We start from the raw sequence: 24,827 nt of genomic DNA on the forward strand, positions 1-24,827 counted from the left end.
GACGCAATAAAAAACGCCGCTGTCTGACGAGCGGCGTTTTGAATTTGTTTGGACGACATCAAAGGAAAAGAAAATCAGCTGTGCGAATCCTGCTTCAGCACCCGCCGCGCTTCGCGGTAACGGGGTTTCCAGTAGTTATCATCCATACTGGAAATGGTCACGCCAATGCTGGTGGACGCGTGGACGAACTGCTGGTTGCCGATGTAGATGCCCATGTGGCGGCCGGTAGAGCCGGCATGGAACACAACCAGGTCACCCGGGCGCAGCTTATTGCGCTGGATTTGAACACCAATGTCCTGCTGTTCATAGCTGGAACGCGGCAAATCCATACCGAATTGTTCACGGAAGGTTCGCTGAACGAAACCGGAGCAATCAATGCCTTTCCGGCTGTCGCCGCCGAGGCGATAGCGCACGCCTTTCCAACTGGCGTATTGTTCAAGCAACTTGGATTTGACTTCCACGTTGCGAACCATCGCTTCGAATTCATCCTGAGAGGCTTGTAGTGAAGGGTCACCACCGTTAACCACACGCCTATCAGTTTGATTATTAATGCTGGCAGTATTGTTGGTACAGGCGGAAAGCATCACCGCTACCGCCACGGCAGGCAGCGCCCGCCAGATATATCTCAGAGTCGGTTGAGATTTGACCATTGTTGTTATGTTCCCTTGATGTCCTTAACGATTCAATCGCTATCGCTGTGTTTATGAACGATGTATCTATGCCAAACAAAACGAGTGTCAGACTAAAGCACTACTTTTAATGGGACAATTATCCGTCAATCAAATTGTGCAATGCCGCACATTATTATTGGTGTGGCAACAGTTGTTTAACTGGCCGGATGTCTGCCCATAAATCACGGACCTCGGTGACCATACCTTAACGAATATTAGATTGCGAGTTTTTTTGTTTCTTTTGTTTATACGATTTCGTGATGAAATCTTTTACGCCAGCCCTATAAAAAACTGCGGCGGGAGAGCGGAACGAGAAAACGTGCGCAAAATAACCAAAAAAATTGAATGGACGGGCAGGGGTGACCGCAGCGAGGAGAGCGATCGTTTGCTGCGGTCACCACCAGTCAGGCTGGCTGACTGAGCGATTTTTTGCCGGGTAGCAGGCGGTCAATGCGGCTAATCAAGGCGTCGCAGGCTGGGGTCAGCAACCACCAGCTTAGTCCCACCAGCACCACCGACAGCGACCCGACGGCGACATCGGTAAACCAATGTGCGCCGATCATGATACGCGGCGTGGCGAACACCAGCAGAATCAGCATGCTGACGGCAAAGGCGGCACGGCCAAAGTAGCGCAGCATAAATACGGCGAAGATCATTAGCATCATACCGTGATCGCCGGGGAAACTGTCGCTGGACGCATCTTTGGTGGGAATGCCGGTCAGCTCGCCCACCCGGTTGATGCCGCTGAAAAAGAGCGTCGGGCTACTGTGCTGCACCGGTATCAGATGCCCCAGCTGATTGAGCACCACCGCGGTCACCAGCATGACCAGGCCGATAAGCAGCATCTGACGGCGCGCGTTATGGGAGCGACGCAGATAATAGAACAGATAAAGCAGTCCCATCGCCAGCAGCGCGCAGGCATCAAAGGCGCGATTGTTGGTAATCGCCACCAAATGGAGAAACGCGCTGGATGTAGCCAGGCGCTGGTTGAAATAGAAAAACAGCGATGTGTCTATCTCGAACCAGAACCCGTGCTGTGCTGGTAAATACCAGGAGAAGAACAGAGCAAAACCCAGAAGATTGAAGAATAAAATAAGTAGTGTATTACGCTTTGACATACATCCTGACTCACTGTCAAATTTGTCCAGGCGTGTAACTTACACCGCTTACATTAAACGGGAATTTAACAACTGCTTTTGCAACGTGTTCCATTCCGCTTCAGATTCATTAATGATTTCGATGCGGCTGTCCGGCGGCGCAGCTGATTGTGTTTCAATGCGCAGGTCGAATCCCTGACGGTTAACCACCAATGTGCCCTCCGGGATACGCATCACACCTTTAACGCGGCTTACCGGTGCCAGACGCACCCAGTCAAGTAGACTGGCGGTGTTGAACTGGGTGTCGCCATCGAAAATCCAGCCGCAGGCATAATAGCCCTGGCCCTGATTCAAGGCTCGACGCCAGCTTTCCCGGCCGGTCAGTTTCAGTGCGGCCAGCCCGGTTTTGGCGGCGGCGTGATGATGGTGGCGGGCATCCGGCAGCGCATTGTGGTTTTCCCGCGGCAGGTCCAGCACTGCGATATCCAACTGCCCCTGGGCTACCGTGATCAGGCGACGATCCTGACCCTGTTGCTGATACCACGCCATCAGCGCGTCACGGTCGCTGTCCTGCCAGGTGTCTTCCTTATTAGCGACAATTACGTCCGCGGCGGCCAACTGGTCGCGGAAGTTTTCATTTTCCAGGCAACGGCTGTCGCCGAGTTGACGCGCATCCAGCAGACACAGCGTAGCCTGCAACTGGAGCCACGGTTGATAGGCTTCTGCGGTCAGCAAGTTCAGAATCTGTTTTGGATGACCGAGACCGGTGGGTTCGATCAGCAAGCGGTGAGGCTTTTTCTGCAGCAACATATTGAGCCCCACCTGCATCGGCAAGCCATTCACACAGCACATGCAACCGCCGGGGATCTCTTTGAGCAGAGCGCCGGTATCGCTCAGCAATGCGCCGTCGATACCGATTTCGCCGAACTCATTGACCAGCACCGCCCAGACTTCGTCTTCGGGTTTGCGGGACAGCAGGTGCCTGATAGTGGTGGTTTTGCCGCTGCCGAGAAAACCGGTGATCAGGTTTACTTTCGTCAACACAGGAGCCTCCTTGAGTCTGCAGGGAAACGTCTGGCGTGGCCCGCCAGACGCGGGTATTCATCGGCGGCGGTTAGTCCGCGCGACCCATGTAGCGACGCTCGGCGATATGAATACGGATTTTTTCGCCGGCGCTCAGGTATTCCGGCACCTGAATCACCAGACCGGTGGTCAGCGTGGCCGGTTTGTTACGGGCGCTGGCGGACGCGCCTTTGATGCCCGGTGCGGTTTCCACGATTTCCAGATCGACCGTCTGCGGCAGTTCCAGCGCCAGCAGTTGACCGTCCATGGTTAATACCTGAATACCCGGCATGCCGCCTTCAGGAATAAACAGCAGTTCATCTTCGATCTGCTCTTTCTTGAAGGTATACGGGGTATAGTCTTCCTCGTCCATAAAGATGTATTCATCGCCATCAATATAAGAGAAGGTAACGGAACGGCGGGTCAGGGTGATGGTGTCCAGGATGTCATCGCCCTTGAAGCGTTCTTCCACTTTCAGACCGGTGCGGACATCGGAGAAACGCATTTTGTACAGCGTACTGGCGCCGCGGGCGCTGGGGCTCTGAATATCGATATCTTTTACCAGCAGCAGCTTACCGTTGTAATTAACGGCCATGCCGCGTTTGATTTCATTCGCTCTTGCCATGAAACATACCTTAAATAAAGAAGAGAAATTTTTGTGGCGACACGTTACCCGTCAGGATGGGTTCAGGCAAGCGGGATTTGCGGCAGCCGGATGCCAAACAAACCGGCGGGAAATATTGGCCTTGCGACTGGCAGCCTGTTAGGCTCTGCGGCCTGAAAGAGTAACGGGAATCCCCGGAGGTTATGCTGATGGAATGTCGTCCTGATTGCGGCGCCTGCTGTACCGCGCCTTCTATCTCCAGCCCGATTCCCGGCATGCCGCAGGGAAAACCGGCCAATACGCCCTGCATCCATCTGGATGAACGCATGCGCTGCGGCCTGTTCCATTCAGCGTTGCGCCCGGCGGTGTGCCGCGGCCTGCAACCGAGCCGCGACATGTGCCGAAATCACCGCGATGAAGCGATGCTGTACCTGCTTCAACTGGAAGAGGCCACCGCGTCCTGACGGGATCAGGCGTCGCGGATGCGCCACATACAGACGGCGGCGCCGGCCAGCATGACGATGGCGATGACAAAGCCCGCATGGTAACTCCAGACTTCGGCCACGATGCCCGCCAGCGAACCGGAGATGATCCAGCCTACCCGGGTGGTGTTGGTGAACAGCGTCGTGGCGGCGCCCGCCTGACCCGGCATCAGATCCTGAAAATACAGCATCCCCATCCCGGCCAGAATGCCGATGAAAATCGCGTTCAGCAGTTGCAGCGCCAGCAAGGCCCACGACCCGTTCAGCAGCGTCAGCCCGACATAAAAAATCAGCCCGGCGATCACCGCCAGCCGCATCAGCAGGCGCTTGCCTAACCGGCTGGTCAGGTAGCCGGCCAGCAACATCACCGGAATTTCCAGCCCGGCGGCGGTGCCCATCATGACCCCGGCCAGCTTTTCGGGTAACTGCAATTCATTGACCAGATACAACGGCATATTGATCAGATAGATGCCGTTGCAGGTCCACATCAGCGTACAGGCGGTAAACAGCAACAGCGTGTCGCGTCGGTTCTGGCGGGGCGATTCCAGCGTCGCGGCGGATTTAACCCGGGTTTTGGGCATTGACGGTAACAGCAGCCACACCAGCAGCCCGCACAGTACGAATACCACCGCAGCCGTCAGATACATCGCCGGGAAGCCGAAGCCCAGCGCCAGCGCGAAGGCGACCGGCGGCCCGATCACCCAGGACAGCGAAATCTGCGCCCGCATCACCGAACTGAACATGGCGGCGCCGCGACCGGTGCGGTCGGCGTGTTCCCGCGCCAGCGCAAACAGTTGCGGGTTGGCGGTAGAACCGAAACTCGACAGCAGTACGCCGATAAACAGCAGAACAAAATAGTTGCGGTTCCAGGCATACAGCAGGCAAGACAGCGCGCCCAACAGGCAGCACTGCAATATCAGCGTCTTGCGGTCGCCCTGACGATCGGAATAGGTCGCCAGAATCTGGCTGACGACGATGCCGATCACCGCGCTGCCGGTATAAAACAGCCCGACCATGAACGGACGCGCCTGTACTTCCGTTGACAAAAACAGGCTGAGCGTGGGGAGCTGCAGCGCACCGGCAATCCCGGTCAGAAAAGCAATTACCAGAAACGCCGAAGACGTCAGGTCGGGCAGGCGTCGGGCCGCGCGGGCAGAAGAAATTGTCATGCTGAATTCAGGTTAAAAAAGAAGCAGGGAGGAAACTGAACGCGCTATCTTACGCTGATGGAATAGAAACGAAAGTCCGTTTCAGTTTTTTTTCTTCAGCACCAATTCAGCACCGGTGTGTCAAAGTGTTACAAATTTTGGTGTTTCGTGGTGAAAATGTGCGTGACCTCTAAGATCTGTCATTTTATCTATGCAGAATGCTTGCATACATATAGTGAAAAACGCAGAATTTTTGAAACGTTTCAGCGAGGTTTTGCTGAAACTACCCTGAGAGAGTCAGCAAATTATTTCTCATAAAGGCTGAAACGATTCAAGTTCAGCGAGAGAGGAGCGTTATGTTTCAGTTGTCACAGCACGACATTCATTTAGGTGCTTCCGCCGGCAGTAAAGAGGAGGCCATCCGTCAGGTGGCTGCCGCACTGACCGAAGCTGGTTGCGTGAGCGAGGGCTATGTCGCGGGGATGCTTCAGCGCGAGCAGCAGACCTCTACCTATCTCGGCAGCGGTATTGCCATTCCGCATGGCACCACCGATACGCGCGATCTGGTGCAGAAAACCGGTGTTCAGGTGTTCCAGTTCCCGCAGGGGATCGCGTGGGGCGAAGACCAGACCGCGTATGTGGTGCTGGGGATCGCCGCCCGTTCCGATGAACATCTGGCGCTGCTGCGTCAGCTGACCCATGTGCTGAGTGATGATCGCGTCGCGGCCCGTCTGGCCAGCACCACGTCAGCCGACGAACTGCGCGGGTTGCTGATGGGCGAACAACTGGCGGGCGCGTTCCGTTTTGATACCTCGCTGATTAGCCTGAATGTGGCGACCGACAACCTGATGACGCTGCAGGCGCTGAACGCCGGCCGTCTGCAACAGATTGGCGCGGTCGACGCCAGCTTTGTCAGCCATGTGGTCGGCAACAAGCCGGTACATCTGGGGCAGGGCGTCTGGTTGAGCGACAGCCTGAACGGCAATCTGGTGAGCGCGCTGGCGGTGAGCCGCCCGGCGGAGCCTTTCGCGGTGGATGGCGAAAACGTGGCGCTGCTGCTGACGGTCTCGGCGGCTGATGAGCAGGTGTTCGCGTCGCTGGATTATCTCAGCAAGCTGCTGATCGCCGGCAAGGCCGATCGTCTGCTGTCCGCTGACGAAGCCACGCTACTGGCGCTGCTGACCAGCGAAGAAGAGGAAGAAGAAGAGAGCAACGCGCTGGCGGCGGAATTTACCGTCCGCAACGAGCACGGTCTGCATGCCCGTCCGGGTGCGATGCTGGTTAACGTCATCAAGCAGTTCTCCAGCGAGATCACCGTGACGAACCTCGACGGCACCGGCAAACCGGCCAACGGCCGCAGCCTGATGAAAGTGGTGGCGCTGGGCGTTAAGAGCGGTCACCGCCTGCGCTTTACCGCCAACGGCAGCGATGCTGAAGCGGCGCTGAAAGCCATCGGCGAAGCTATTCAGTCCGGTCTTGGGGAGGGCGCAGCATGAGCAGACGCGTTGCCACCATCACCCTGAATCCCGCCTATGATTTAGTAGGCTACTGCCCGGAAATCGAACGTGGCGAAGTCAACCTGGTTCAGACCACCGGGCTGCATGCGGCAGGCAAGGGCATCAACGTCGCCAAGGTGCTGAAAGACCTCGGGATTGATGTCACCGTGGGCGGCTTTCTGGGCAAAGACAATCAGGACGGTTTTCAGCAACTGTTCAGCGAACTGGGCATCGCCAACCGTTTCCAGGTGGTATCGGGGCGTACTCGCATTAATGTCAAACTCACCGAGCAGAATGGCGATGTAACCGACCTGAATTTCTCCGGTTTCGAGGTAACCCAGCAGGACTGGCAGCGTTTCGTCAACGATTCGCTGAGCTGGCTGGGACAGTTTGACATGGTCGCCGTTAGCGGCAGTCTGCCGAGCGGCGTTGACCCGGATGCGTTTACCGACTGGATGTCGCGCCTGCGCAGCCAGTGTCCGTGCATTATTTTCGACAGCAGCCGCGAAGCGCTGGTGGCAGGTCTGAAAGCCTCGCCGTGGCTGGTGAAACCCAATCGCCGGGAGCTGGAAATCTGGGCCGGACGTAAGTTGCCCACGCTGGCGGATGTGGTGGATGCGGCGCATGCGCTGCGTGAACAGGGTATTGCCCATGTCGTGATTTCGCTGGGAGCGGAAGGCGCGCTGTGGGTCAATGCGTCTGGTGCCTGGCGGGCGTTGCCGCCGGCCTGTGAAGTGATCAGTACGGTAGGTGCGGGTGACTCCATGGTGGGGGGATTGATTTATGGCTTATTGATGCGTGAGTCCAGTGAACACACGTTGCGCCTGGCAACCGCGGTGGCAGCATTGGCCGTCAGCCAGAGCAACGTAGGCATTAGCGATCGTCCGCAGCTGGCTGCGATGATGGCGCGTGTCGATCTCAAACCATTTAACTGACAGCAGGAGATAAACAATGAAAACGCTGCTGATACTTGATAAATCACTGGGGCTGGCGAAAAGCCGTCTGGTGAAAAATTTGCTCGGTGCTGCTGCCGCTAACGCAGGACTTACCCTCACTGAGCAGTTTGCCGACGCGGAGCTGGCCATCGTGCTGGGCGCTCCCGTACAGGCAGACAGTGGTCTGAATGGCAAAAAAGTGTTTGCCGGGGATAGTGAACTGGCGTTGAGTCAACCGGCGGCGTTTCTGGAACAAGCCAAAGCGCAAGCGCAGACGTATCAGGCGCCTGCTGCCGCTGTTGCAACTGCTCCGGCTACCGCTAAGCGCATCGTGGCGGTGACCGCCTGCCCGACCGGGGTGGCGCACACCTTTATGGCGGCGGAAGCGATTGAAAGCGAAGCGAAAAAACGCGGCTGGTGGGTGAAAGTGGAAACCCGCGGTTCCGTAGGCGCCGGCAACCCGATCAGTCCGGAAGAAGTGGAGCAGGCGGATCTGGTGATCGTGGCGGCGGACATCGAAGTTGACCTCAGCAAATTCGCTGGCAAAAAGATGTATCGCACCTCCACCGGTCTGGCGCTGAAGAAGACGGCGCAGGAGTTTGACAAGGCGCTGTCCGAAGCGACGGTGTTCCAGCCGTCCGCCCAAAACAGTGCGGCGGCTGGCGGCGAGTCCGCCAAGAAAGGCGGCGCAGGTCCGTACCGTCACCTGCTGACCGGCGTGTCCTACATGCTGCCGATGGTGGTGGCCGGCGGTCTGTGTATCGCCCTGTCGTTCGTGTTCGGTATTACGGCGTTCAAGGAAGAGGGGACGCTGGCTGCCGCGCTGATGAAGATCGGCGGCGGTTCGGCTTTTGCCCTGATGGTGCCGGTACTGGCCGGTTATATCGCGTTCTCGATTGCTGACCGTCCGGGTCTGACGCCGGGTCTGGTCGGCGGTATGCTGGCCGTTAGCACCGGCGCTGGTTTCCTCGGCGGTATCATCGCCGGCTTCCTGGCCGGTTATCTGGCGCGCGCCATCAGTAACCATGTGACGCTGCCGCAGAGTATGTCGGCGCTGAAACCGATCCTGATTATTCCGCTGGTCGCTACGCTGATCACCGGTTTGATCATGATCTACGTGGTGGGTACGCCGGTAGCGAAAATCCTGACCGGTCTGACCGGCTGGCTGCAGTCTATGGGCACCGCCAACGCGGTTATCCTGGGCGCGATTCTGGGCGGCATGATGTGTACCGACATGGGCGGCCCGGTGAACAAAGTGGCCTACGTGTTCGGCACGACGCTGCTGAGTAGCCAGGTGTATGCGCCGATGGCCGCCGTCATGGCTGCCGGTATGGTGCCGCCGCTGGCGATGGGTCTGGCGACCTTCATTGCCGGCAAGAAATTCACCGCCAACGAACGTGAAGGCGGCAAGGCGGCGGTGGTGCTGGGGCTGTGCTTCATCTCCGAAGGGGCCATTCCTTACGCTGCCCGCGACCCGATGCGTGTGCTGCCGTGCTGTATCCTGGGCGGCGCGCTGACCGGCGCGATCTCCATGGCGATTGGCGCTAAACTGATGGCGCCGCACGGCGGTCTGTTCGTGCTGCTGATTCCGGGTGCGATTACACCGGTACTGGGTTACCTGTTCTCCATCATTGCCGGTACGGTAGTGGCTGGCGTGCTGTACGCCGTGCTGAAACGTCCGGAAGAGCAACTGGTCAAAGCCTGATAGTTGCTGACTTGATGACAAACGCCAGTCTTGCGACTGGCGTTTTTTTTACGTTTTTTCCGCCGAGTCGGGTAATAGCGCTATGATTTTGTATTGCTGTGAGGCAAGAGAAGGAGAACCGTATGCCGCGTCACCATGCCAGTCGTGGAATTTTGGTGCTGGAATCGCCCTGGGAGCTGGATGAGCACGATGCCAATCGTTCATCCGTGGTGCCGTTTATTGAAGGCATTGCCAAAGTCGCCGGTGATACCGAGGTGTATTACGCGAACTTCTACGATAAGAAGAGTTTTCGCACCGCATTGCATTGCCTGTGCAAGATCCCGTTCAAAAACATCATTATTTATGTCGCCGCGCACGGTCAGGGAAAAAAGCTTGGCGGTACGCATATCCGGGATGTTCTCGTACCGGTCGGTGAATTGTCCCATCATTTCAATATTACCGGGCTGCTACTCGGCGCCTGTTTCGTGGGCGCCCATACCGACCTGATGGAAACATTTACCAGCGGCAACTATCTGCGCTGGTGCGCCGGATATGCCTCAGAAACCGAATGGCTTACTGGCACGCTGATTGACTGCGCCATCATCAATCAGATGCTGTCGCTAAAAAAGAGTGCATTCGCCGATCGCGATACTATCGTCGAGAACCTGGCGCTGGCGATTTCGCCCTTCCACGATAAGTACGCAATTGGGCGGGATACGCACGGCAAGCCGATGCCGCTACGCGATGCCTTTCAGTGTGTGGTGCAACCCAGCGGACAGGGGCATAAGCCGCGCACGGTATCGGACAAGATATTCCAGCGGGCGGGGCAACTGCGGCGGCAGGAAGTCGAATAGGTGGAATTCGAGCCGTTGGGCGGCCTAAAAACAGGCCGCGACGTGAGTGTTCAGGCGATGCCGACAGACGATTGCTGTGACTTCAGCCAGGCGATTTCCTGCGCCCAGATATCCGGGTTGATGGTTTCCAGAATCAGCGGAATGCCGTTAAAGCGTGGGTCGCGCATAATATAGCTGAACACGGTTTTACCGATGTTGCCTTCCCCCAGGCTGTGATGACGGTCAACCCGGCTGTTGAATTCGCTTTTGGCGTCATTCAGGTGCATACCGCGCAAATAGCGGAAGCCGACTACGCGCTCCAGCTCGGCAAACGTGTGCTCACAGTCGGCCTCGGTGCGCAGATCATAGCCGCCGGCAAAGGCGTGGCAGGTATCGATGCAGACGCCGACCCGGCTTTTGTCTTCCACCTGATCGATGATTTCCGCCAGATGTTCAAACCGAAACCCCAGGTTGCTGCCCTGACCGGCGGTGTTCTCGATCACCGCGGTCACGCCGGCGGTGGCGTCCAGCGCCAGATTAATAGACTGGGCGATGCGGCTCAGGCAGGTGCTTTCGTCGATCTGACGCAGATGGCTGCCGGGATGGAAATTCAGCAGCGTCAGCCCCAGTTGCTGACAACGCGACATTTCGTCGATAAACGCCGTCTGGGACTTCTGCAAAGCGTCGTCGTCCGGGTGCCCCAGATTGATCAGGTAACTGTCGTGCGGCAGAATCTGGGCCGGGGCGAACTGATACTGCGCGCAGGCGGCCTGGAAACGCTCGATGACGTCCGCCGTCAACGCCGGGGCCTGCCACTGGCGCTGATTTTTGGTAAACAGCGCAAACGCGGTGGCGCCGATGTCATGGGCGCGGGCAACCGCCTGATCCACGCCGCCCGAGGCGCTGACGTGGGCTCCGACATATTTCATGTTTTTCTCCTTTTCATGCCCGCGCATTATGACATTACTGCTTAGCTGGCTGTAGCCTTGTTTCATCCATGTTATTTCGCTTAGGCGAAGAGATGCTGTACCGCCAGATTGATGGCCGCGCCGCCCGCCACCAGCCAGATAAACAGGACCGCCGCCAGCAGCAGCGGTTTGATGCCGGCCTGTCGTAGCGTGCTCAGGCGCGTAGCCAGCCCCAGCGCCACCATCGCCATAGTCAACAGCGCATTATCCAGTTGCGTCAGCATGGCGACCCAGCCCGCCGGTAGCCAGTTCAGCGAATTAACCCCGCACATCAACACAAAACCCAGGGCGAACCACGGATAACCCGCGGTAGCGGGCGCGGCGGCCTGATGTGCGGGCTGGCGCTGTTTCAGCCACAGGCCGAGGAGAAACAGGAACGGCGCCAGCATCATCACACGCAGCATCTTGCCGATGACCGCCGTATTCTCGGTTTCCGGGCCAATGGCATGACCGGCGGCCACCACCTGCGCGACTTCATGCACCGTTGAGCCGAGGTAGAGTCCGAAAGTCTGCGGGGTAAATAACCAGCCGCTATACTGGATAAAATGTTGGTACAGCCACGGGTAAAAAAACATGGCGGTGGTGCCGAACAGAACCACGGTCGATACCGCCACCGCCACCTTGTCGGCGCTGCTTTTCAGCACCGGCGCGGTAGCCAGTACGGCGGCGGCGCCGCAAATGCTGCTGCCTGCGCCGATCAGCAATACGGTATGACGATCCAGCCGGAACCAGCGCTGTCCCAGCCAGCAGGCGAGCAGCAGGGTAGAGGTGAGCGTCAACAGGTCGATCACCAGACCGGCGGCGCCGATGGCGGTGATTTGCTGAAAGCTGAGTTTGAAGCCGTACAGGATGATGCCCCAGCGCAGCAGATGATGCCGGGACCACTGAACGCCGGCGTCGCACCAGGGTTGCAGATGCGCGTAGACGGTATTGCCCAGCACCATGCCAACCAGTATCGCCAGCGTCAGGGAACCTAGTCCCAATCCGGCTATCGTTGGCTGGCCGGATAACCATAACACGCCCCGCGTCAACAGGCCGGTCAGGATGACGCCGGTCAGCAGATGACCGGCGGCGGACAACGGGGAGAAGCGTTGTATCCTGGAAGAAAATGAAAACATAGTCATACCCACTCTGGATGATAGAGGTTGAGGGCACAGCCTATGATCAGCACACTTAAAATAGAAATTGATTATATATTTATAACCTATAGATATTTACGATAAGAGCCCCTATGCATATTACGTTACGTCAACTGGAAGTGTTTACCGAAGTCCTGAAAAGCGGTTCAACAACGCAGGCGTCGGTGGTGTTGTCGCTGTCACAGTCGGCCGTCAGCGCGGCACTGGCCGATCTTGAAAGTCAGTTGGGGGTGCAACTGTTTGACCGCGTCGGTAAACGGCTGGTGGTCAATGAGCACGGTCGCCTGTTGTATCCCAAAGCGCTGGCGCTGCTGGAGCAGTCGGCTGAAATCGAGCAACTGTTCCGAAGCGATAACGGCGCGCTGCGCATTTATGCCAGCAGTACCATCGGCAATTATCTGATGCCGGCGATGATCGCCCGCTACCGTCAGGATTTTCCGGCCATTCCGCTGGAGCTGTACGTGGGCAATACGCTGGATGTGGTCAATGCCGTTTCCGAGTTCCGGGTCGATCTGGGGCTGATTGAAGGGCCGTGCCATCATCCCGATCTGATCACCCAGCCCTGGCGGGAAGATGAACTGGTGGTGTTTTGTGCTCCGGGTAATCCCCTGATTGATCGTGAGTTTACGTTGCAGATGCTGGCGGACGCTCCCTGGATCCTGCGTGAGCACGGTTCGGGAACGCGCGAAGTGCTGGACCACCTGCTGCTGGCGCGCCTGCCGCATTTCCGGCTGGTGATGGAGCTGGGCAACTCGGAGGCGATCAAGCACGCGGTGCGGCACGGTATTGGCATCAGCTGTCTGTCACGCCATGTGATCGCCGATCAGCTTGATGCCGGCACGCTGGTGGAACTGCCGGTTCCTTTGCCGCCGCTAAACCGCACGCTGTATCTGGTGCACCACCGTCAGAAACATTTATCCGGCGTGCTGCAATGTTTTCTGGGGTACTGCCAGGGCGATGACGGTATCTAAACAGACTGGCAACACCGGTGTAACGAACCGGGCCTCAAGTCAGAGGGATTTCTTATGATGCCGGGTGAGTTATGAAGGTCTCTTATAATCCGCGCTGTGCGCTATTCAGCGGGTAGCGGATTGCCTACAATCCGCCCTCAAATTTTCAAGGGCATGGATTGTAATGGCTCAACATGACACTCACTCCGCCGAACAGCGGGGAACCACACTGCGCCGTGAGCTGAAAGCGCGGCATTTGACGATGATCGCCATTGGCGGTTCGATCGGCACCGGATTGTTTGTCGCCTCCGGCGCGACGGTGTCGCAGGCCGGCCCTGGCGGCGCGCTGCTGTCCTATGCGCTGATCGGCCTGATGGTCTATTTCCTGATGACCAGTCTTGGCGAGCTGGCGGCATTCATGCCGGTTTCCGGCTCGTTCTCCACCTATGGCGCGCGCTATGTGGAAGAAGGGTTTGGCTTCGCGCTGGGCTGGAACTACTGGTACAACTGGGCGGTGACCATCGCGGTCGACCTGGTGGCGGCGCAACTGGTGATGGGATACTGGTTCCCGTCGGTGCCCGGCTGGGTGTGGAGCGCGCTGTTCCTGTCGCTGATGTTTTTGCTGAACTACATCTCCGTCAAAGGGTTTGGCGAAGCGGAATACTGGTTCTCGCTGATTAAAGTCACCACGGTAATCCTGTTTATCGCGGTCGGGCTGATGATGATGATCGGCATTCTGCGCGGAGGCGAGCACGCGGGCTGGCATAACTGGCAGATTGGCGATGCGCCGTTCGCCGGCGGTTTTTCCGCCATGATCGGCGTAGCGATGATTGTCGGCTTCTCGTTCCAGGGCACGGAGCTGATTGGCGTGGCGGCCGGGGAATCAAAAGATCCGCAGACCAACATTCCGCGAGCGGTTCGTCAGGTGTTCTGGCGTATTCTGCTGTTCTATATTTTCGCCATTCTGATCATCAGTCTGCTGGTTCCTTACACCGACCCGAACCTGCTGCGCAATGATGTGAAAGACATCAGCGTCAGTCCATTCACGCTGGTGTTCGAGAACGCTGGCCTGCTGTCGGCGGCGGCGGTGATGAATGCGGTGATCCTGACCGCGGTGCTGTCGGCGGGTAATTCCGGCATGTACGCGTCCACCCGCATGCTGTTTACGCTGGCGCAGGAAGGCAAGGCGCCGGCCTGCTTCGGCAAACTGTCCAAAGGCGGGGTGCCGCGCAACGCGCTGTACGCCACCACGGTGGTGGCGGGCCTGTGCTTCCTGTCTTCCATGTTCGGCAACCAGACGGTATACCTGTGGCTGCTGAATACCTCCGGCATGACCGGGTTCATCGCCTGGCTGGGGATTGCCATCAGCCACTATCGTTTCCGTCGCGGCTACGTTATGCAGGGGCGCGATCTGAACGCGCTGCCGTACCGTTCCGGTTTCTTCCCGCTGGGCCCGATCTTTGCCTTCGTACTGTGCCTGATTATTACGCTGGGCCAGAACTATCAGGCGTTTCTGGCCGACAAGATCGACTGGTCCGCGGTGACGGCGACTTACATCGGTATTCCGCTGTTTCTGGTTATCTGGTTCGGCTACCGGTTGGTAAAAGGTTCGCGGGTGGTGAAATACAGCGAGATGACGTTTCCTGAGCATCGTTCCGAGGAAAATTAACTAACTGTTTCGTAAACAAAAAAGCCAGTCGGATTAGCGACTGGCTTTTTTTATGAGCGTTTGCTATGAACGCCTTTTATGAACGAAAAAGATGGAACTCAAATGCGGGAATGCACCAGCCGCACGTTGCGGTAAACGCTGAGCAGGGTGGCGAACAACGCCGCCAGCACCAGCGGCGCGCCGACATAACCGATTTTGTCCATCCCCAGATGCAGGCTGACCTGACTGCCCAGCAGCGCGCCGCCGCCGATGCCGAGGTTGAACAGCCCGGAGAAAATCGACATGGCGACATCGCTGGCGTCAGGCGCGAGCGACAGTACTTTGGCCTGCATTGCCAGCCCGATGGACATCATCGCCAGCCCCCACACCAGACACAGCAGCGTCAGGCCGAACGGATAACCGGACAGCGGCATCAGCAGCGTCAGACAGGCCAGCAGCAGCAACATGGCGGTCACCAGAAAGCCAATCGGGAAGCGCTCGCTGTAACGGCTATAGAGCATACTGCCCACGATCCCGGCGCAGCCGAACAACAGCAAAATCAGGGTAGTGAAGTTTTCCGGCAGACCGGCCACCGTCTGGATAAACGGTTCGATATAGCTGTAGGCGGTGAAATGCGCGGTCACCACCACCACGGTCAGCAGGTAGATGCCGACCAGCGCCGGGCGGCGGAACAGCTTCGGCACGCTGGACAGCGAGCCGGAATGTTCGCTTGGCAGCAGCGGCAGCAAGCGCGCCAGCATGATCATGGCGACCGTGGCGCCGGCGGCAATGGTCAGGAAGGTCACACGCCAGCCGAGATACTGACCAATCACCCTTCCTAGCGGTAGCCCCAGCACCATCGCCAGCGACGACCCGGTGGCGATCAGCCCCAGTGCCTGTGCGCGTTTGCCGGGAGGCGCCATGCGAATCGCCAGCGAGGCGGTAATCGACCAGAATACCGAGTGCGCCAGCGCCACCCCGGCGCGGGAAATGACCAGCACGGTAAAGTTCCAGGCCACGGCAGACAACAGGTGGCTGACGATAAACAGGCTAAACAGGCCGATCAGCAATTTACGACGCTCAATACCGCTGGTCAGCAACATGCAGATCAGCGAAGCCACCGCCACAATCCAGGCATAAATAGTAATCATCAGACCGACATCTTCGGTTTTCATGGCAAAGGTGTTGGCGATGTCGCTCAGCAGCCCCACTGGAATAAATTCCGTGGTGTTGAAGATGAACGCGGCCACAGCCAGCGTCACCACGCGTAACCAGGCGGTGGAGCGTGAGGGGGAAGCGGATGTCATAGTCAGGTTCCAGTCGGGTATTACAAATTGCGAACGGCCTATTGTAGTCAATCGTGGGTTAAAATGCGATTACGATCACATTTCAACCAGGGGACGCCGCGCCTGAATCGTGGCTTGGCATGCTGCTTTCGACGGCCGTTTGGCGTCCGTGCCGATAGCAGGCATCGTTGCGAAGACCGCCTAATATTATTGTAGATAGAATTATGCCGCCAATAATTGACGTTCAAAATTATGCGACAGAATGAATATTATTATTTTGTTGTATTTGCTTGTTTTAAATAAGCTACATAAAGAAATATTATTTGTTTTCTTTGGTGTTTGGCTATTGTGACGCAACGGAAATATTAATTATGAATATCCTTTGTATGCGAATATATGACGATTCTATTACGCTTTACATTTTCAAAATGAATGCCGGGGATTTTGCTTTTGGCAGGGATTTATAGCTTCTGAATAGCCGTCTTGTTATTTGTTTTGTGGGGTTTTTACTATTTATTATGCCTAACCATAGAAAAATAAACTGGTATGCCTAAGAATTACCCTGGTAATTGTTTTATTTTACAGAGTGGTAACATGCATAAGGTGGAATAGCTTTTTATAATGATGCATGAAATTGCGGTTGCAAAAGAAAAACAGGTGTGAGAACTTTATCACAAGCTTCGATGAGGGAACAGCAATGAGCGTATATATTAATGCGGTGGAAACCTATTTGCCTGGCCCGATTATTAGTAATCAGGAGTTGGGAAATAAAATCGGATTTAAACCTGAGTTAATTAAAAAGCTTTTCGGGAATACCGGTCGGCATTTTGCCGTTAATATGAATACCGGTAAACCTATCGCGTCGTCAGCGGAATTAATTACCATCGTAATCAAGAAACTCCTTTCCAGTTCCGGCATAAGTAAAGAACGCATCGATTTTATTATCGTAGCGTCCGCTACGCCTGATACGCTGTTGCCAAGTAGTGTAAATCAGGCGTGTCATGCCATGGGGTTTCGGCAGATAGAAACCTACCAGATTGTTTCGGGGTGTTCCGGCGCGGTACAGGCGCTCAAGCTGGCTCGCGAGCTGGTGGCGGCGCCGGACAATGGCCTGGACAACGGCCTGGTCATCGGGGTTGAGACAGCTTATAAATTCCTGGATATCTTTGATGAACATGCCGGTAAGAAAGAAACGAAGGAACTGGTGAATTATACGCTGTTTGGCGACGGCGTCGGTGGATGCCTGATCTCCAATCAGTCATCCGCATCCAGTATTGAGATTGAACATATTTCTTTTAAATATCTGGGTGTTGATGAAGTGGTCGGGCAATTGGCAAATTGGCGTGGCACCCGTAATGATATTGATTATGGTGCTTTGCTGAATGAAGAATATAAATTGATTGAAAAACTGGTGCCGGGTATTACCCAGGATACGATCAATGCATTAACGGATAAATTAGGCGGGCGTCCGGACTGGCTGCTGCCGCCGCAACTTTCCGGTTCGATGCTGGAGAAAATTTTGTCCGATATCGGTTATACGGCAGATGAAGTATTCAGCCTGGTGGATGAAATCGGTAATACCGCTAATGCTGCGTTATTTTTTCAGATAAAAGAATTCAGCGATATCTCTCTTGCCAATGAATGCGCCATCGGTATTTCTGTTGAGTCATCGCGTTGGCTGGCGGGTGGTCTGATTCTGCGAAACAGGAAAGGCCTTTTATAGCATCATGTAAAAAGACCTTTTATCTATACCCGTCATACTTCAAGTTGCAGGCGCGTTGGCTTTATTACTCGGCCCATCCTTGGGCCTCGCCCCTGCGGGGCTGAGGTAAACCGCGTTCAACGCTGCTTCCGGCAGCGTTGTCGCTTACCCCAGTCACTTGACTTCAGTAAGCTCCTGGGGATTCGCGGCGTCGCCGCCTTCCCGCAATTCGAATTATTTAGGGTATCTATCCGAAATAATTCGAGTTGCAGGGCAACCGACAAGCGCGTAAGGATAAAGAGAATAAGGACATTTATGAAACAGGACAATGCATTAAGTCGGATCGCCGCCTCGAAAAAAATTGCATCGGAAGGAAAGCGCATCGTTAACATAGCCACTTTCAGCAATTTTAATCATAAAGCATTGAATGATCTGATTACGTTCAACCTGAATGACCTGGGCTGTTATCCATCCTTTTATGACGGTATTTACAGCGACTATTTTCCCCACGTTTTGGGTAATGCCGCCGATATCAAGACGTTCGGGGCGCAATTTCATTTTTATGTCCTTGATTCCTCCTTTATCGAAAACGACATTGGTTCGCTGCTGCCGGCGGACGATATCCGCGACAATATCCGGGAGCACAAAAGTCGGCTGGCGTATCTGCTGAATTTTTCCGCTGTCGGCTGCGATGCCCGCATTGTGCTGAACACCGTCCATATCGCTGAATCGCAGCTCAAACAGATTATCGCGCAGGATCAGCGGGCGGCGTTGAAGCAACTGATCGGCGAGTTCAACGCGTATCTTTTGGCGCTGGGGCAGACGGAAGATCGCGTGACGGTGGTCGATCTGCAGGAGAGCGGCGGGACAGTGGAGGATGCGGCCACCCGCCGAACGGCGCAGTTACTCGGTCTGGGCGTGGGTCTGGATGCGCTGGACGTTATTGCGCGCGCCGGCGTCGCCGCTATCCGGCACGCGCTGGGGAAAACGCTGAAATGCGTGGTCAGCGATCTGGATAACACGTTGTGGAAGGGCATTTTGGCGGACGACGGCGCCGACGGCATTCTGATGGCGGATAAACATATCGGCACGGGGCACCTGCGCTATCAGGAGTATCTGCGCCATCTGTACGATCAGGGCGTCATTCTGGCCATTTGCAGCAAAAACAATCTGGAGAATGTGGAAGAGGCGTTTAAACGCCGCGCCGACGAGATGCGCATTTCGCTGGACAAATTTTCCGTGGTCAGCGCCAACTGGCAGGGGAAAAGCGGCAACATCCTGAACATCGCCAACGAGTTGAATATCTCCCCGGAACACATGCTTTTTATTGACGACTCGGCGTTCGAATGCGCGGAAGTCAAGGCCCGTATTCCAGCCATCACCGTGCTGGAATTTTCCGGCGACGTGGCGGAGAACGTCGCCGCATTGATCGCCGCCGACTATTTCCTGCGTCCGACCATCAGCAGCGATGACCGCATGCGCAATCTGAGCTATGCGCAGAATAAACTCCGCACGGAGCTGCAAAAAGAATTTGCGGATGACCACGCCTTTCTGTCCAGCCTGGGCATGACGCTGACTATCCTGCCGGTGGAAACGTCCACGCTGGATCGCGTATCGCAACTGACGCTGCGCACCAACCAGTTCAATATGACGACGCAACGGATGACCACGCAGGACGTGGCCGGCTACCTCGCACGGGAAGGGCATCTGGCGGTTACGCTGGCATGCCGCGACCGAATCGGCGACTACGGCACCATCGGCGCGATATTTCTGCGTTTCGACGGCGATGGCTGCCACATCGATAACTTCATCATGAGCTGCCGTATCTTCGGGCGTCAGATCGAGTTCGCGGCGATGCGCTGGCTGTTCGGCTTGTGCCGGGCGCGAGGTGTCGACCGGATTACCGCCGCGTACGGTCCGACCGAAAAAAATAAAAAATTCCAGCGTTTTTATCCGGATTGCGGGTTCGGCGAAACCGCAAGCAATGTGTTCACCGTTATCGACCCGGCGCCCGCGTTGCTGGCCGAGAACAGTAATACCGTCACTGTCAAAGAAGGGGAATGACCATGAAACTGGACGATTTTATCGGCTTTATCAACACCAAAACCGGCATGGCGCTGGCGACCGAGCAGGCGCAGGAAGATTTGACCAACCTTCCGGAGTGGGACTCGTTGACCTTCGTCTATCTGTTGATGGAAATCGAAAAACAGCAGAGCGTCAAAATCGATGTCGAGAAGGTATTGCAGTGCACCACGCTGAATGACATTTACAGGGTTGTGAGCCATGAAGTTACTGAAAGTTTCTAGGGAAAGGCGCCAGACGCTCTCTTTTCTGGCGATATCCAGGGGCATTCCGGCCATTACCGTCATGCGCGAGATAGATGTCTCGCGCATTGTGGCGGGAGGGCTGCAGCGCAGCATGACGGCGATTACCATCAAGGCGATCAGCGAGGCGCTGCGTCAGTTTCCGCAACTGAACGCGATGATCCGATTCGGCAGCGACAGCACGCTGATTTGCCCGGACAACATCAGTACCCGGGTGACGCTGGAAAAGGCGCTGAACGGCGTGTCCGGGGTGTATTCGCGGGTGATCAGCAATACGGATCGGCTGTCTGTCGCCGATATCGAACGGGCGCTGCAGCAGTTCAAGCAGGAGGACGCGGCTACCAGCGAGCATTACGAGAAAATTCGCCTTATTCAGCGATTGCCGCCGTTACTGGCCGGCCTGTTGCTGCGGCTGGCGATGCTGTCGCCGACGCGGCAGGCGGAAACCTGGGGCAGCTTCACCGTGACATCGCTGGGGAAAAACAGCCCCGACGCCTGTATCCCCATATCCGGTTCCACGTTCACGTTTACGCTGGGGTTGATTAACGAAAAGTTGTCGCGAAACTCGCATGACGTGGCGATGTCGCACGTGGCGAATCTGTCGATGATTTTCGACCATCGCGTGCTGGACGGCCGGCTGGCGTCAGAGTTTCTGGCGCAGATAAAAAGCAACATGGAAGGTTTTGCACTGGAGTCATCATCATGATGCTTGATGAACTCAAGAATTTTGTGCTGCTGCACAGCAATGTGCTGAATGTCGGCGCGGAAACCCGCGCCATCCTGCCGGATATTCATCATCTGGGCGACGATTTGCCGCATAGCTGGAGCCAGGTGTTTTACCGTCAGGCGCAAGATTATGAAAATCAAGGTGAATTGCTCAAGGCGTGTTCGCTTTACAACCTGGCGCGTTTTCCCTATCCGGAAACGCCGCTCCAGCATGAGAGCAACCGGCATTGTCAACGGTTGTTCCGTCGGCAGTATATTGAGAGCGGCACGGTGACGAGGGTCAGTCTGTCGCAGGGGCGGCAGGTGTGCTACGTCAGAAAAAAGAACACCGGCAACGTCGTCATTATTAATGGGGGCATTATCTCGCTGAAAGAGCAGTGGGTGCATCTGGTGGGTCTGTTCGAACGTTTCGACGTTACCGTGGTGTTGACGGAAATGCCGGGGGTGGGGGAAAACCAGTTGCCCTACAACGAACAATCCTTCCGCATGTACAGCGACGTGCTGGATTACCTCGCCCAGGATCGGTCCGACATCCGGTGCCATATTTTCGGCCTGAGTTTCAGCGGGTTTATCGCGTACAAGAACAGCCTGACCGACAGCCGCATCGTGGGCATCACTATGGCGGGCACGCCGCTGGATTCGCTGTACCACGATCGGGATGTCTATCGGCGGCTACCTTACGTTACACGGTTGGTCATCGGGCATAACGTGGGGAAAACGCATCCGGAACTGGATGACGACGACAAGGTATTTCGTTACCTCGATACCACGTTTGTGATGCGCCAGGAGGATATCAACCATGACGTCAGACTGTATTACGTTCAGAGCCTGCGCGATGAAGTGATCCCGAACGTCGAAGCGGACACGATCCGCCGGTTGTCCCGGCAGCACCATATTCTGTCGCTGGATGACGTGCATGGGTCGCCCGGGTACGGCAAAACCGTGCGGGTTTATTTGCTGTGGTCGTTGCTGGATTCGCTGCGCCTGTCGCGGGTTCTGGCCGGCGTCGCCAGGCTGGGGTTTCGCATCCTGCGGCGTCTGAAGCGATAGGCGGTGTCTCGTCAGGATTCGTGTGCCGACGCGGATCCTAAACGCGGCAATCGACGCACAGAGCACCGCGTAGAAGCGGGTCGGTACACGGAGCCGGCAATGCCGGGCGCGGCGCGTTGGGGCGGTAATACCGGCCCCATTTTTTATGTGCCGCGCCGTCTCGTCGGTCAGCGTTTCTGGAAATAGGTCATCGCCAGCGCCAGCGCCAGCACCAGACCTTTGATGATATCCATGGCGTAGTAAGGCACGGACAACATCACCAGCCCGTTTTGCAGCACGCCGAGGATCACCGCGCCGACCAGCGTTCCCAACGCATTGGGTTTGCCGGAACCGGCCAGCGAAAAACCGATATAGGCGGCGGCCACCGCGTCCATCAGGTACCCGCCGCCGGCGTTAACCTGCGAAGAGCCGATGCGGGACGCCAGCAGGATGCCGCCCAGCGCGGCCAGCAGCGACGAAAGCAGATAGGCCAGCACGCGGTAACGAGCGGTGCGAATACCGGCTAGCCGCGCGGCTTCCGGATTACCGCCAATCGCGTACATGCGGCGGCCGTGCTTGGTCAGCGACATATACAGCTGCACCAGCACCGTCACCACCAGCATGATCACCACAATCACCGGCACCTGTCCCAGCGTGGCGAACACCTCGGGGATCACGCCTTCCGCCATCTCGCCGCTCGGCAGCAGCATATTTTGGGTGATGGAGCCGCCGTAGCTGTAGGTCATGGCGACGCCCTGAATCACGAACAGGCTGGCCAGCGTCGCCAGCATGTCGGGAATCCGCAATATCACAATCAAAAACGCGTTGAACAGCCCCACCAGCAGACACAGCGTCAGCGTCAATACAATCGCGCCGGTGGTGCCAAAACCGTGCCAGACGAACAGCGAGACAACCAGCGCGTTCGCCAGCGAGGCGGTCGACCCGACCGATAGGTCGAAACCGCCGACCGACAGCGAGATGGAAACGGCTATCGCGATCACCGTGACGATGGCGATGGAACGCAGGATATTGATGATGTTGTTCGGATCCAGAAAATTGTCCGACGCCAGCCCGAACAGGGCGATCAGCGCGACGACGGTAATCAGCATCCCCCATTTGTAGAACAGGTCAAACAGGCGGTGGTGAAAGGGGAGCGCTTCGTTGGGCGCGCCGTTGGATGCAAGTGGCTGACTCACGCGGGAGTTCCTCCGGTTGAATAAAGTAACAACGTCTCTTCGTCGGCGTCGGCGCCGTCCAGTTCGGCGACGATACGCCCGTCCCACAGCACGCAGATTCGGTCGCACAGGCCCACCAGTTCGGAGAACTCGCCGGAGGCGTAAATCACGCCTTTGCCCTGCTGCGCCAGCGAATCGATCAGGGTAAATAAATCCTGTTTGGCTTTGATATCCACGCCTTTGGTGGGTTCATCCAGAATCAACACCTGCACGTCGCTGCGCAGCCATTTGCCGATCGCCACTTTTTGCTGATTGCCGCCGGACAAACGGCGCAACCGCTGTTGCGGCCCGCTGGTGCGGATGGTCAGCCGCTGGATCAAATCGCGGGCCCAGGCCAGCGCCTGACCGTGACCGAAAACGCCGTAGCGGGAAAAGCTGTCGCTGGCGCTGATGCTGAGATTCATGGTGACGGATTCGTCAATAAATATGCCTTCTTTGCGCCGCTCTTCCGGCACCAGCGCGATACCCTGCTGGACCGCGTCGGCCGGCGAGGTAGGGCGCCAGGGTTTTCCCTGATAGCGGCCGGAATCGATGCGGCTGCGGGCGGCGCCGAACAGCGCCTTGCACAGCTCGGTCTTACCGGCGCCGGCAAGACCGGCGATGCCGAGAATCTCGCCTTTGCGCAGCCGGAGCGAAATGTTGTGCAGCAGGGTGTCGTCATGCAGACCGTCTACCTGCAACAGCGGCTCTGCGTCCGTGAGCGTGCGGCGCGGCGGGAAAATATCATCCAGCCGGTGGCCCAGCATCCGCTCGACAATTTCTCCGCCGCTTAGCCCCTGCATTGGGCCGCTGCTGACAAACTGCCCATCGCGCAATACGGTCAACGTATCGCAGATGGCTTTCAGTTCGTGGATACGGTGCGAAATGAAGACGATGCCGATACCGTCCTGCTGCAGACGGCGCACGACGGCGAATAGCCGGGCGCTTTCTTCCTGGTCGAGCGGGGCGGTGGGTTCGTCAAGAATCAGAAACCGGCAGCGGTGGGAGAGGGCGCGCGCCAGCAGGATTTGCTGTTTTTCCGCCAGCGTACACTGTTCCAGCTGCTGGCGGACATTGATGCTGACCCCCAGTTGCGTCAGCAAGGCCTGCGCCTGCTGGTAAAGCGTTGACCAGTTGAGCACGTGACCGCTCTGTGCCAACTGGTCCAGCATGATATTTTCCGCCACCGACAGCGTAGGGACCAGCGCGGCGTCCACTTCCTGCTGAACCAGATGAATACCGTGGCGTTTGGCGTCACGGGGAGAATGAATTGCGACTTTTTCGCCATCCAGCAGGATATCTCCGCTGTAATGGTCATAAGATCCAGAAAGAATCGCCATCAGCGTGGATTTTCCCGCGCCGTTGGCGCCGGTCAGCGCGTGGATAGATCCGCCTTCCAGCGTGAAATTCACCTGTCTGAGCGCCGGGAATCCGGCAAAAGAGATGGAAATGTAGCGCATTTCCAGACGCGAACGCGGGTTTATGGACATAATTGACAACAACGGGTTCTTAACAGCGATAATGACGGGAGGTCGACGTTGAAAAATATCATATTAACCGCAGAATGGAATGCCTGAATGGGCTTGCGGACGCCCCAGAGAAGAAATGAAAAAGCATAACTTAAGCAAAAACGTTATTAAGACCCGCGCCGGCTATCCCTGAAGAGGGCTTTTCCGCGCAGGATTCCAGATTAAACAGCGCATTATCTCTACCCGTCATGCTTTACGTTGCCGGTGCGTCGGCCGCCCTCGTTCGCTTCGGTCACTGATCCATGTAAGCGCCTGGGCATTTACACGGTTGCCGTCTGACCGCAACTCGAATTATTTTGT

General features: G+C 56.7%; 22 protein-coding genes. 12 read left to right on the plus strand and 10 right to left on the minus strand.

The features are described from left to right. Positions 1-74: 74 nt before the first annotated feature. The 4 genes from mepS to yeiP all read right to left on the minus strand — a co-directional run bounded on the left by mepS (position 75) and on the right by yeiP (position 3,455). Positions 75-650, minus strand: coding sequence for a bifunctional murein DD-endopeptidase/murein LD-carboxypeptidase (gene mepS / locus CPA59_RS09610; protein WP_038918798.1), 576 nt, complete (start codon positions 648-650; stop codon positions 75-77). A 425-nt stretch (positions 651-1,075) separates the two neighbouring features. Then, a complete protein-coding gene (locus CPA59_RS09615; protein ID WP_107759170.1) occupies positions 1,076-1,789 on the minus strand; it encodes a phosphatase PAP2 family protein in 714 nt (237 codons plus the stop codon). Between the two features lie 48 nt (positions 1,790-1,837). Continuing rightward, positions 1,838-2,812: a GTP-binding protein gene (locus CPA59_RS09620; protein WP_107759171.1), complete on the minus strand. Its 975-nt coding sequence runs from the start codon at positions 2,810-2,812 to the stop codon at positions 1,838-1,840. A 70-nt stretch (positions 2,813-2,882) separates the two neighbouring features. Further along, the gene (gene yeiP, locus CPA59_RS09625) at positions 2,883-3,455 is read right to left on the minus strand and encodes an elongation factor P-like protein YeiP (protein ID WP_038659537.1); all 573 of its coding nucleotides are present in this window, start codon (positions 3,453-3,455) and stop codon (positions 2,883-2,885) included. Positions 3,456-3,643: 188 nt separating this feature from the next. Here yeiP and CPA59_RS09630 point away from each other — a divergent pair, with 188 nt between their 5' ends. Next, positions 3,644-3,898 carry a YkgJ family cysteine cluster protein gene (locus CPA59_RS09630; protein ID WP_107760793.1) on the plus strand — a complete coding sequence of 85 codons (255 nt, stop codon included), beginning with the start codon at positions 3,644-3,646 and terminating at the stop codon, positions 3,896-3,898. Between the two features lie 5 nt (positions 3,899-3,903). On the opposite strand, the gene CPA59_RS09635 is transcribed toward CPA59_RS09630, so the two are convergent. Continuing rightward, entirely contained in the window at positions 3,904-5,085 is a 1,182-nt protein-coding gene (locus tag CPA59_RS09635) for a sugar efflux transporter (RefSeq protein ID WP_038659534.1), read from the minus strand. Positions 5,086-5,420: 335 nt separating this feature from the next. Here CPA59_RS09635 and fruB point away from each other — a divergent pair, with 335 nt between their 5' ends. The 4 genes from fruB (at position 5,421) to CPA59_RS09655 (ending at position 10,033) form a co-directional block, all read left to right on the plus strand. After that, entirely contained in the window at positions 5,421-6,560 is a 1,140-nt protein-coding gene (gene fruB, locus CPA59_RS09640) for a fused PTS fructose transporter subunit IIA/HPr protein (protein WP_038918801.1), read from the plus strand. Further along, positions 6,557-7,495, plus strand: a complete 939-nt coding sequence (gene fruK / locus CPA59_RS09645) for a 1-phosphofructokinase (RefSeq protein WP_038918802.1) — start codon at positions 6,557-6,559, stop codon at positions 7,493-7,495. The genes fruB and fruK overlap by 4 nt, the downstream gene beginning before the upstream one ends. A gap of 16 nt (positions 7,496-7,511) precedes the next feature. Then, positions 7,512-9,200 (plus strand): PTS fructose transporter subunit IIBC, encoded by a 1,689-nt coding sequence (gene fruA / locus CPA59_RS09650; RefSeq protein WP_107759172.1) that lies wholly within the window; start codon positions 7,512-7,514, stop codon positions 9,198-9,200. 122 nt (positions 9,201-9,322) lie between these two features. Further along, positions 9,323-10,033, plus strand: coding sequence for a hypothetical protein (locus CPA59_RS09655; RefSeq protein ID WP_038918805.1), 711 nt, complete (start codon positions 9,323-9,325; stop codon positions 10,031-10,033). Between the two features lie 50 nt (positions 10,034-10,083). Here the strand turns inward: CPA59_RS09655 and nfo are convergent, their stop codons facing one another. Continuing rightward, positions 10,084-10,941, minus strand: coding sequence for a deoxyribonuclease IV (nfo, locus tag CPA59_RS09660; RefSeq protein WP_038918807.1), 858 nt, complete (start codon positions 10,939-10,941; stop codon positions 10,084-10,086). Positions 10,942-11,021: 80 nt separating this feature from the next. After that, positions 11,022-12,104 (minus strand): YeiH family protein, encoded by a 1,083-nt coding sequence (locus tag CPA59_RS09665; RefSeq protein ID WP_107759173.1) that lies wholly within the window; start codon positions 12,102-12,104, stop codon positions 11,022-11,024. Between the two features lie 107 nt (positions 12,105-12,211). Between CPA59_RS09665 and yieE the strand changes: the two genes are divergently transcribed. Further along, a complete protein-coding gene (gene yieE, locus CPA59_RS09670; protein ID WP_038918809.1) occupies positions 12,212-13,090 on the plus strand; it encodes a DNA-binding transcriptional regulator YeiE in 879 nt (292 codons plus the stop codon). 163 nt (positions 13,091-13,253) lie between these two features. Next, positions 13,254-14,738 carry an amino acid permease gene (locus tag CPA59_RS09675; RefSeq protein ID WP_038918810.1) on the plus strand — a complete coding sequence of 495 codons (1,485 nt, stop codon included), beginning with the start codon at positions 13,254-13,256 and terminating at the stop codon, positions 14,736-14,738. A gap of 98 nt (positions 14,739-14,836) precedes the next feature. Here CPA59_RS09675 and CPA59_RS09680 read toward each other — a convergent pair whose 3' ends face one another. Then, positions 14,837-16,024: a sugar transporter gene (locus CPA59_RS09680; protein ID WP_038918812.1), complete on the minus strand. Its 1,188-nt coding sequence runs from the start codon at positions 16,022-16,024 to the stop codon at positions 14,837-14,839. A gap of 676 nt (positions 16,025-16,700) precedes the next feature. Here CPA59_RS09680 and CPA59_RS09685 point away from each other — a divergent pair. The 5 genes from CPA59_RS09685 to CPA59_RS09705 all read left to right on the plus strand — a co-directional run bounded on the left by CPA59_RS09685 (position 16,701) and on the right by CPA59_RS09705 (position 21,805). Beyond that, positions 16,701-17,726 carry a 3-oxoacyl-ACP synthase gene (locus CPA59_RS09685; RefSeq protein WP_038918813.1) on the plus strand — a complete coding sequence of 342 codons (1,026 nt, stop codon included), beginning with the start codon at positions 16,701-16,703 and terminating at the stop codon, positions 17,724-17,726. 294 nt (positions 17,727-18,020) lie between these two features. Beyond that, a complete protein-coding gene (locus tag CPA59_RS09690; protein WP_107759175.1) occupies positions 18,021-19,769 on the plus strand; it encodes an HAD family hydrolase in 1,749 nt (582 codons plus the stop codon). A gap of 2 nt (positions 19,770-19,771) precedes the next feature. Continuing rightward, entirely contained in the window at positions 19,772-20,011 is a 240-nt protein-coding gene (locus CPA59_RS09695) for a phosphopantetheine-binding protein (RefSeq protein WP_038659498.1), read from the plus strand. Next, on the plus strand, positions 19,989-20,735 hold the full coding sequence (locus CPA59_RS09700; RefSeq protein ID WP_107759177.1) for a 2-oxo acid dehydrogenase subunit E2: 747 nt from the start codon (positions 19,989-19,991) through the stop codon (positions 20,733-20,735). Before CPA59_RS09695 ends, CPA59_RS09700 begins: the two co-directional genes overlap by 23 nt. After that, positions 20,732-21,805, plus strand: a complete 1,074-nt coding sequence (locus CPA59_RS09705; RefSeq protein ID WP_107759178.1) for an alpha/beta hydrolase — start codon at positions 20,732-20,734, stop codon at positions 21,803-21,805. Before CPA59_RS09700 ends, CPA59_RS09705 begins: the two co-directional genes overlap by 4 nt. Positions 21,806-21,972: 167 nt before the next feature. Here the strand turns inward: CPA59_RS09705 and CPA59_RS09710 are convergent, their stop codons facing one another. Then, positions 21,973-22,893 carry an ABC transporter permease gene (locus CPA59_RS09710; RefSeq protein WP_231348873.1) on the minus strand — a complete coding sequence of 307 codons (921 nt, stop codon included), beginning with the start codon at positions 22,891-22,893 and terminating at the stop codon, positions 21,973-21,975. A gap of 83 nt (positions 22,894-22,976) precedes the next feature. Continuing rightward, a complete protein-coding gene (locus CPA59_RS09715; RefSeq protein WP_107759180.1) occupies positions 22,977-24,488 on the minus strand; it encodes a sugar ABC transporter ATP-binding protein in 1,512 nt (503 codons plus the stop codon). Positions 24,489-24,827 lie beyond the last annotated feature (339 nt).

Origin of the sequence: Dickeya sp. Secpp 1600 (assembly GCF_003049805.1) — a bacterium.
Classification (GTDB): Bacteria; Pseudomonadota; Gammaproteobacteria; order Enterobacterales; family Enterobacteriaceae; genus Dickeya; species Dickeya fangzhongdai.

Coding starts and splice junctions, on each gene's coding strand:
- mepS (WP_038918798.1), bottom strand. CDS start 650: ATGGTCAAATCTCAACCGACTCTGAGATATATCTGGCGGGCGCTGCCT.
- CPA59_RS09615 (WP_107759170.1), bottom strand. CDS start 1,789: ATGTCAAAGCGTAATACACTACTTATTTTATTCTTCAATCTTCTGGGT.
- yeiP (WP_038659537.1), bottom strand. CDS start 3,455: ATGGCAAGAGCGAATGAAATCAAACGCGGCATGGCCGTTAATTACAAC.
- CPA59_RS09630 (WP_107760793.1), top strand. CDS start 3,644: ATGGAATGTCGTCCTGATTGCGGCGCCTGCTGTACCGCGCCTTCTATC.
- CPA59_RS09635 (WP_038659534.1), bottom strand. CDS start 5,085: ATGACAATTTCTTCTGCCCGCGCGGCCCGACGCCTGCCCGACCTGACG.
- fruB (WP_038918801.1), top strand. CDS start 5,421: ATGTTTCAGTTGTCACAGCACGACATTCATTTAGGTGCTTCCGCCGGC.
- fruK (WP_038918802.1), top strand. CDS start 6,557: ATGAGCAGACGCGTTGCCACCATCACCCTGAATCCCGCCTATGATTTA.
- fruA (WP_107759172.1), top strand. CDS start 7,512: ATGAAAACGCTGCTGATACTTGATAAATCACTGGGGCTGGCGAAAAGC.
- CPA59_RS09655 (WP_038918805.1), top strand. CDS start 9,323: ATGCCGCGTCACCATGCCAGTCGTGGAATTTTGGTGCTGGAATCGCCC.
- nfo (WP_038918807.1), bottom strand. CDS start 10,941: ATGAAATATGTCGGAGCCCACGTCAGCGCCTCGGGCGGCGTGGATCAG.
- CPA59_RS09665 (WP_107759173.1), bottom strand. CDS start 12,104: ATGACTATGTTTTCATTTTCTTCCAGGATACAACGCTTCTCCCCGTTG.
- yieE (WP_038918809.1), top strand. CDS start 12,212: ATGCATATTACGTTACGTCAACTGGAAGTGTTTACCGAAGTCCTGAAA.
- CPA59_RS09675 (WP_038918810.1), top strand. CDS start 13,254: ATGGCTCAACATGACACTCACTCCGCCGAACAGCGGGGAACCACACTG.
- CPA59_RS09680 (WP_038918812.1), bottom strand. CDS start 16,024: ATGACATCCGCTTCCCCCTCACGCTCCACCGCCTGGTTACGCGTGGTG.
- CPA59_RS09685 (WP_038918813.1), top strand. CDS start 16,701: ATGAGCGTATATATTAATGCGGTGGAAACCTATTTGCCTGGCCCGATT.
- CPA59_RS09690 (WP_107759175.1), top strand. CDS start 18,021: ATGAAACAGGACAATGCATTAAGTCGGATCGCCGCCTCGAAAAAAATT.
- CPA59_RS09695 (WP_038659498.1), top strand. CDS start 19,772: ATGAAACTGGACGATTTTATCGGCTTTATCAACACCAAAACCGGCATG.
- CPA59_RS09700 (WP_107759177.1), top strand. CDS start 19,989: ATGAAGTTACTGAAAGTTTCTAGGGAAAGGCGCCAGACGCTCTCTTTT.
- CPA59_RS09705 (WP_107759178.1), top strand. CDS start 20,732: ATGATGCTTGATGAACTCAAGAATTTTGTGCTGCTGCACAGCAATGTG.
- CPA59_RS09710 (WP_231348873.1), bottom strand. CDS start 22,893: ATGCTGATTACCGTCGTCGCGCTGATCGCCCTGTTCGGGCTGGCGTCG.
- CPA59_RS09715 (WP_107759180.1), bottom strand. CDS start 24,488: ATGTCCATAAACCCGCGTTCGCGTCTGGAAATGCGCTACATTTCCATC.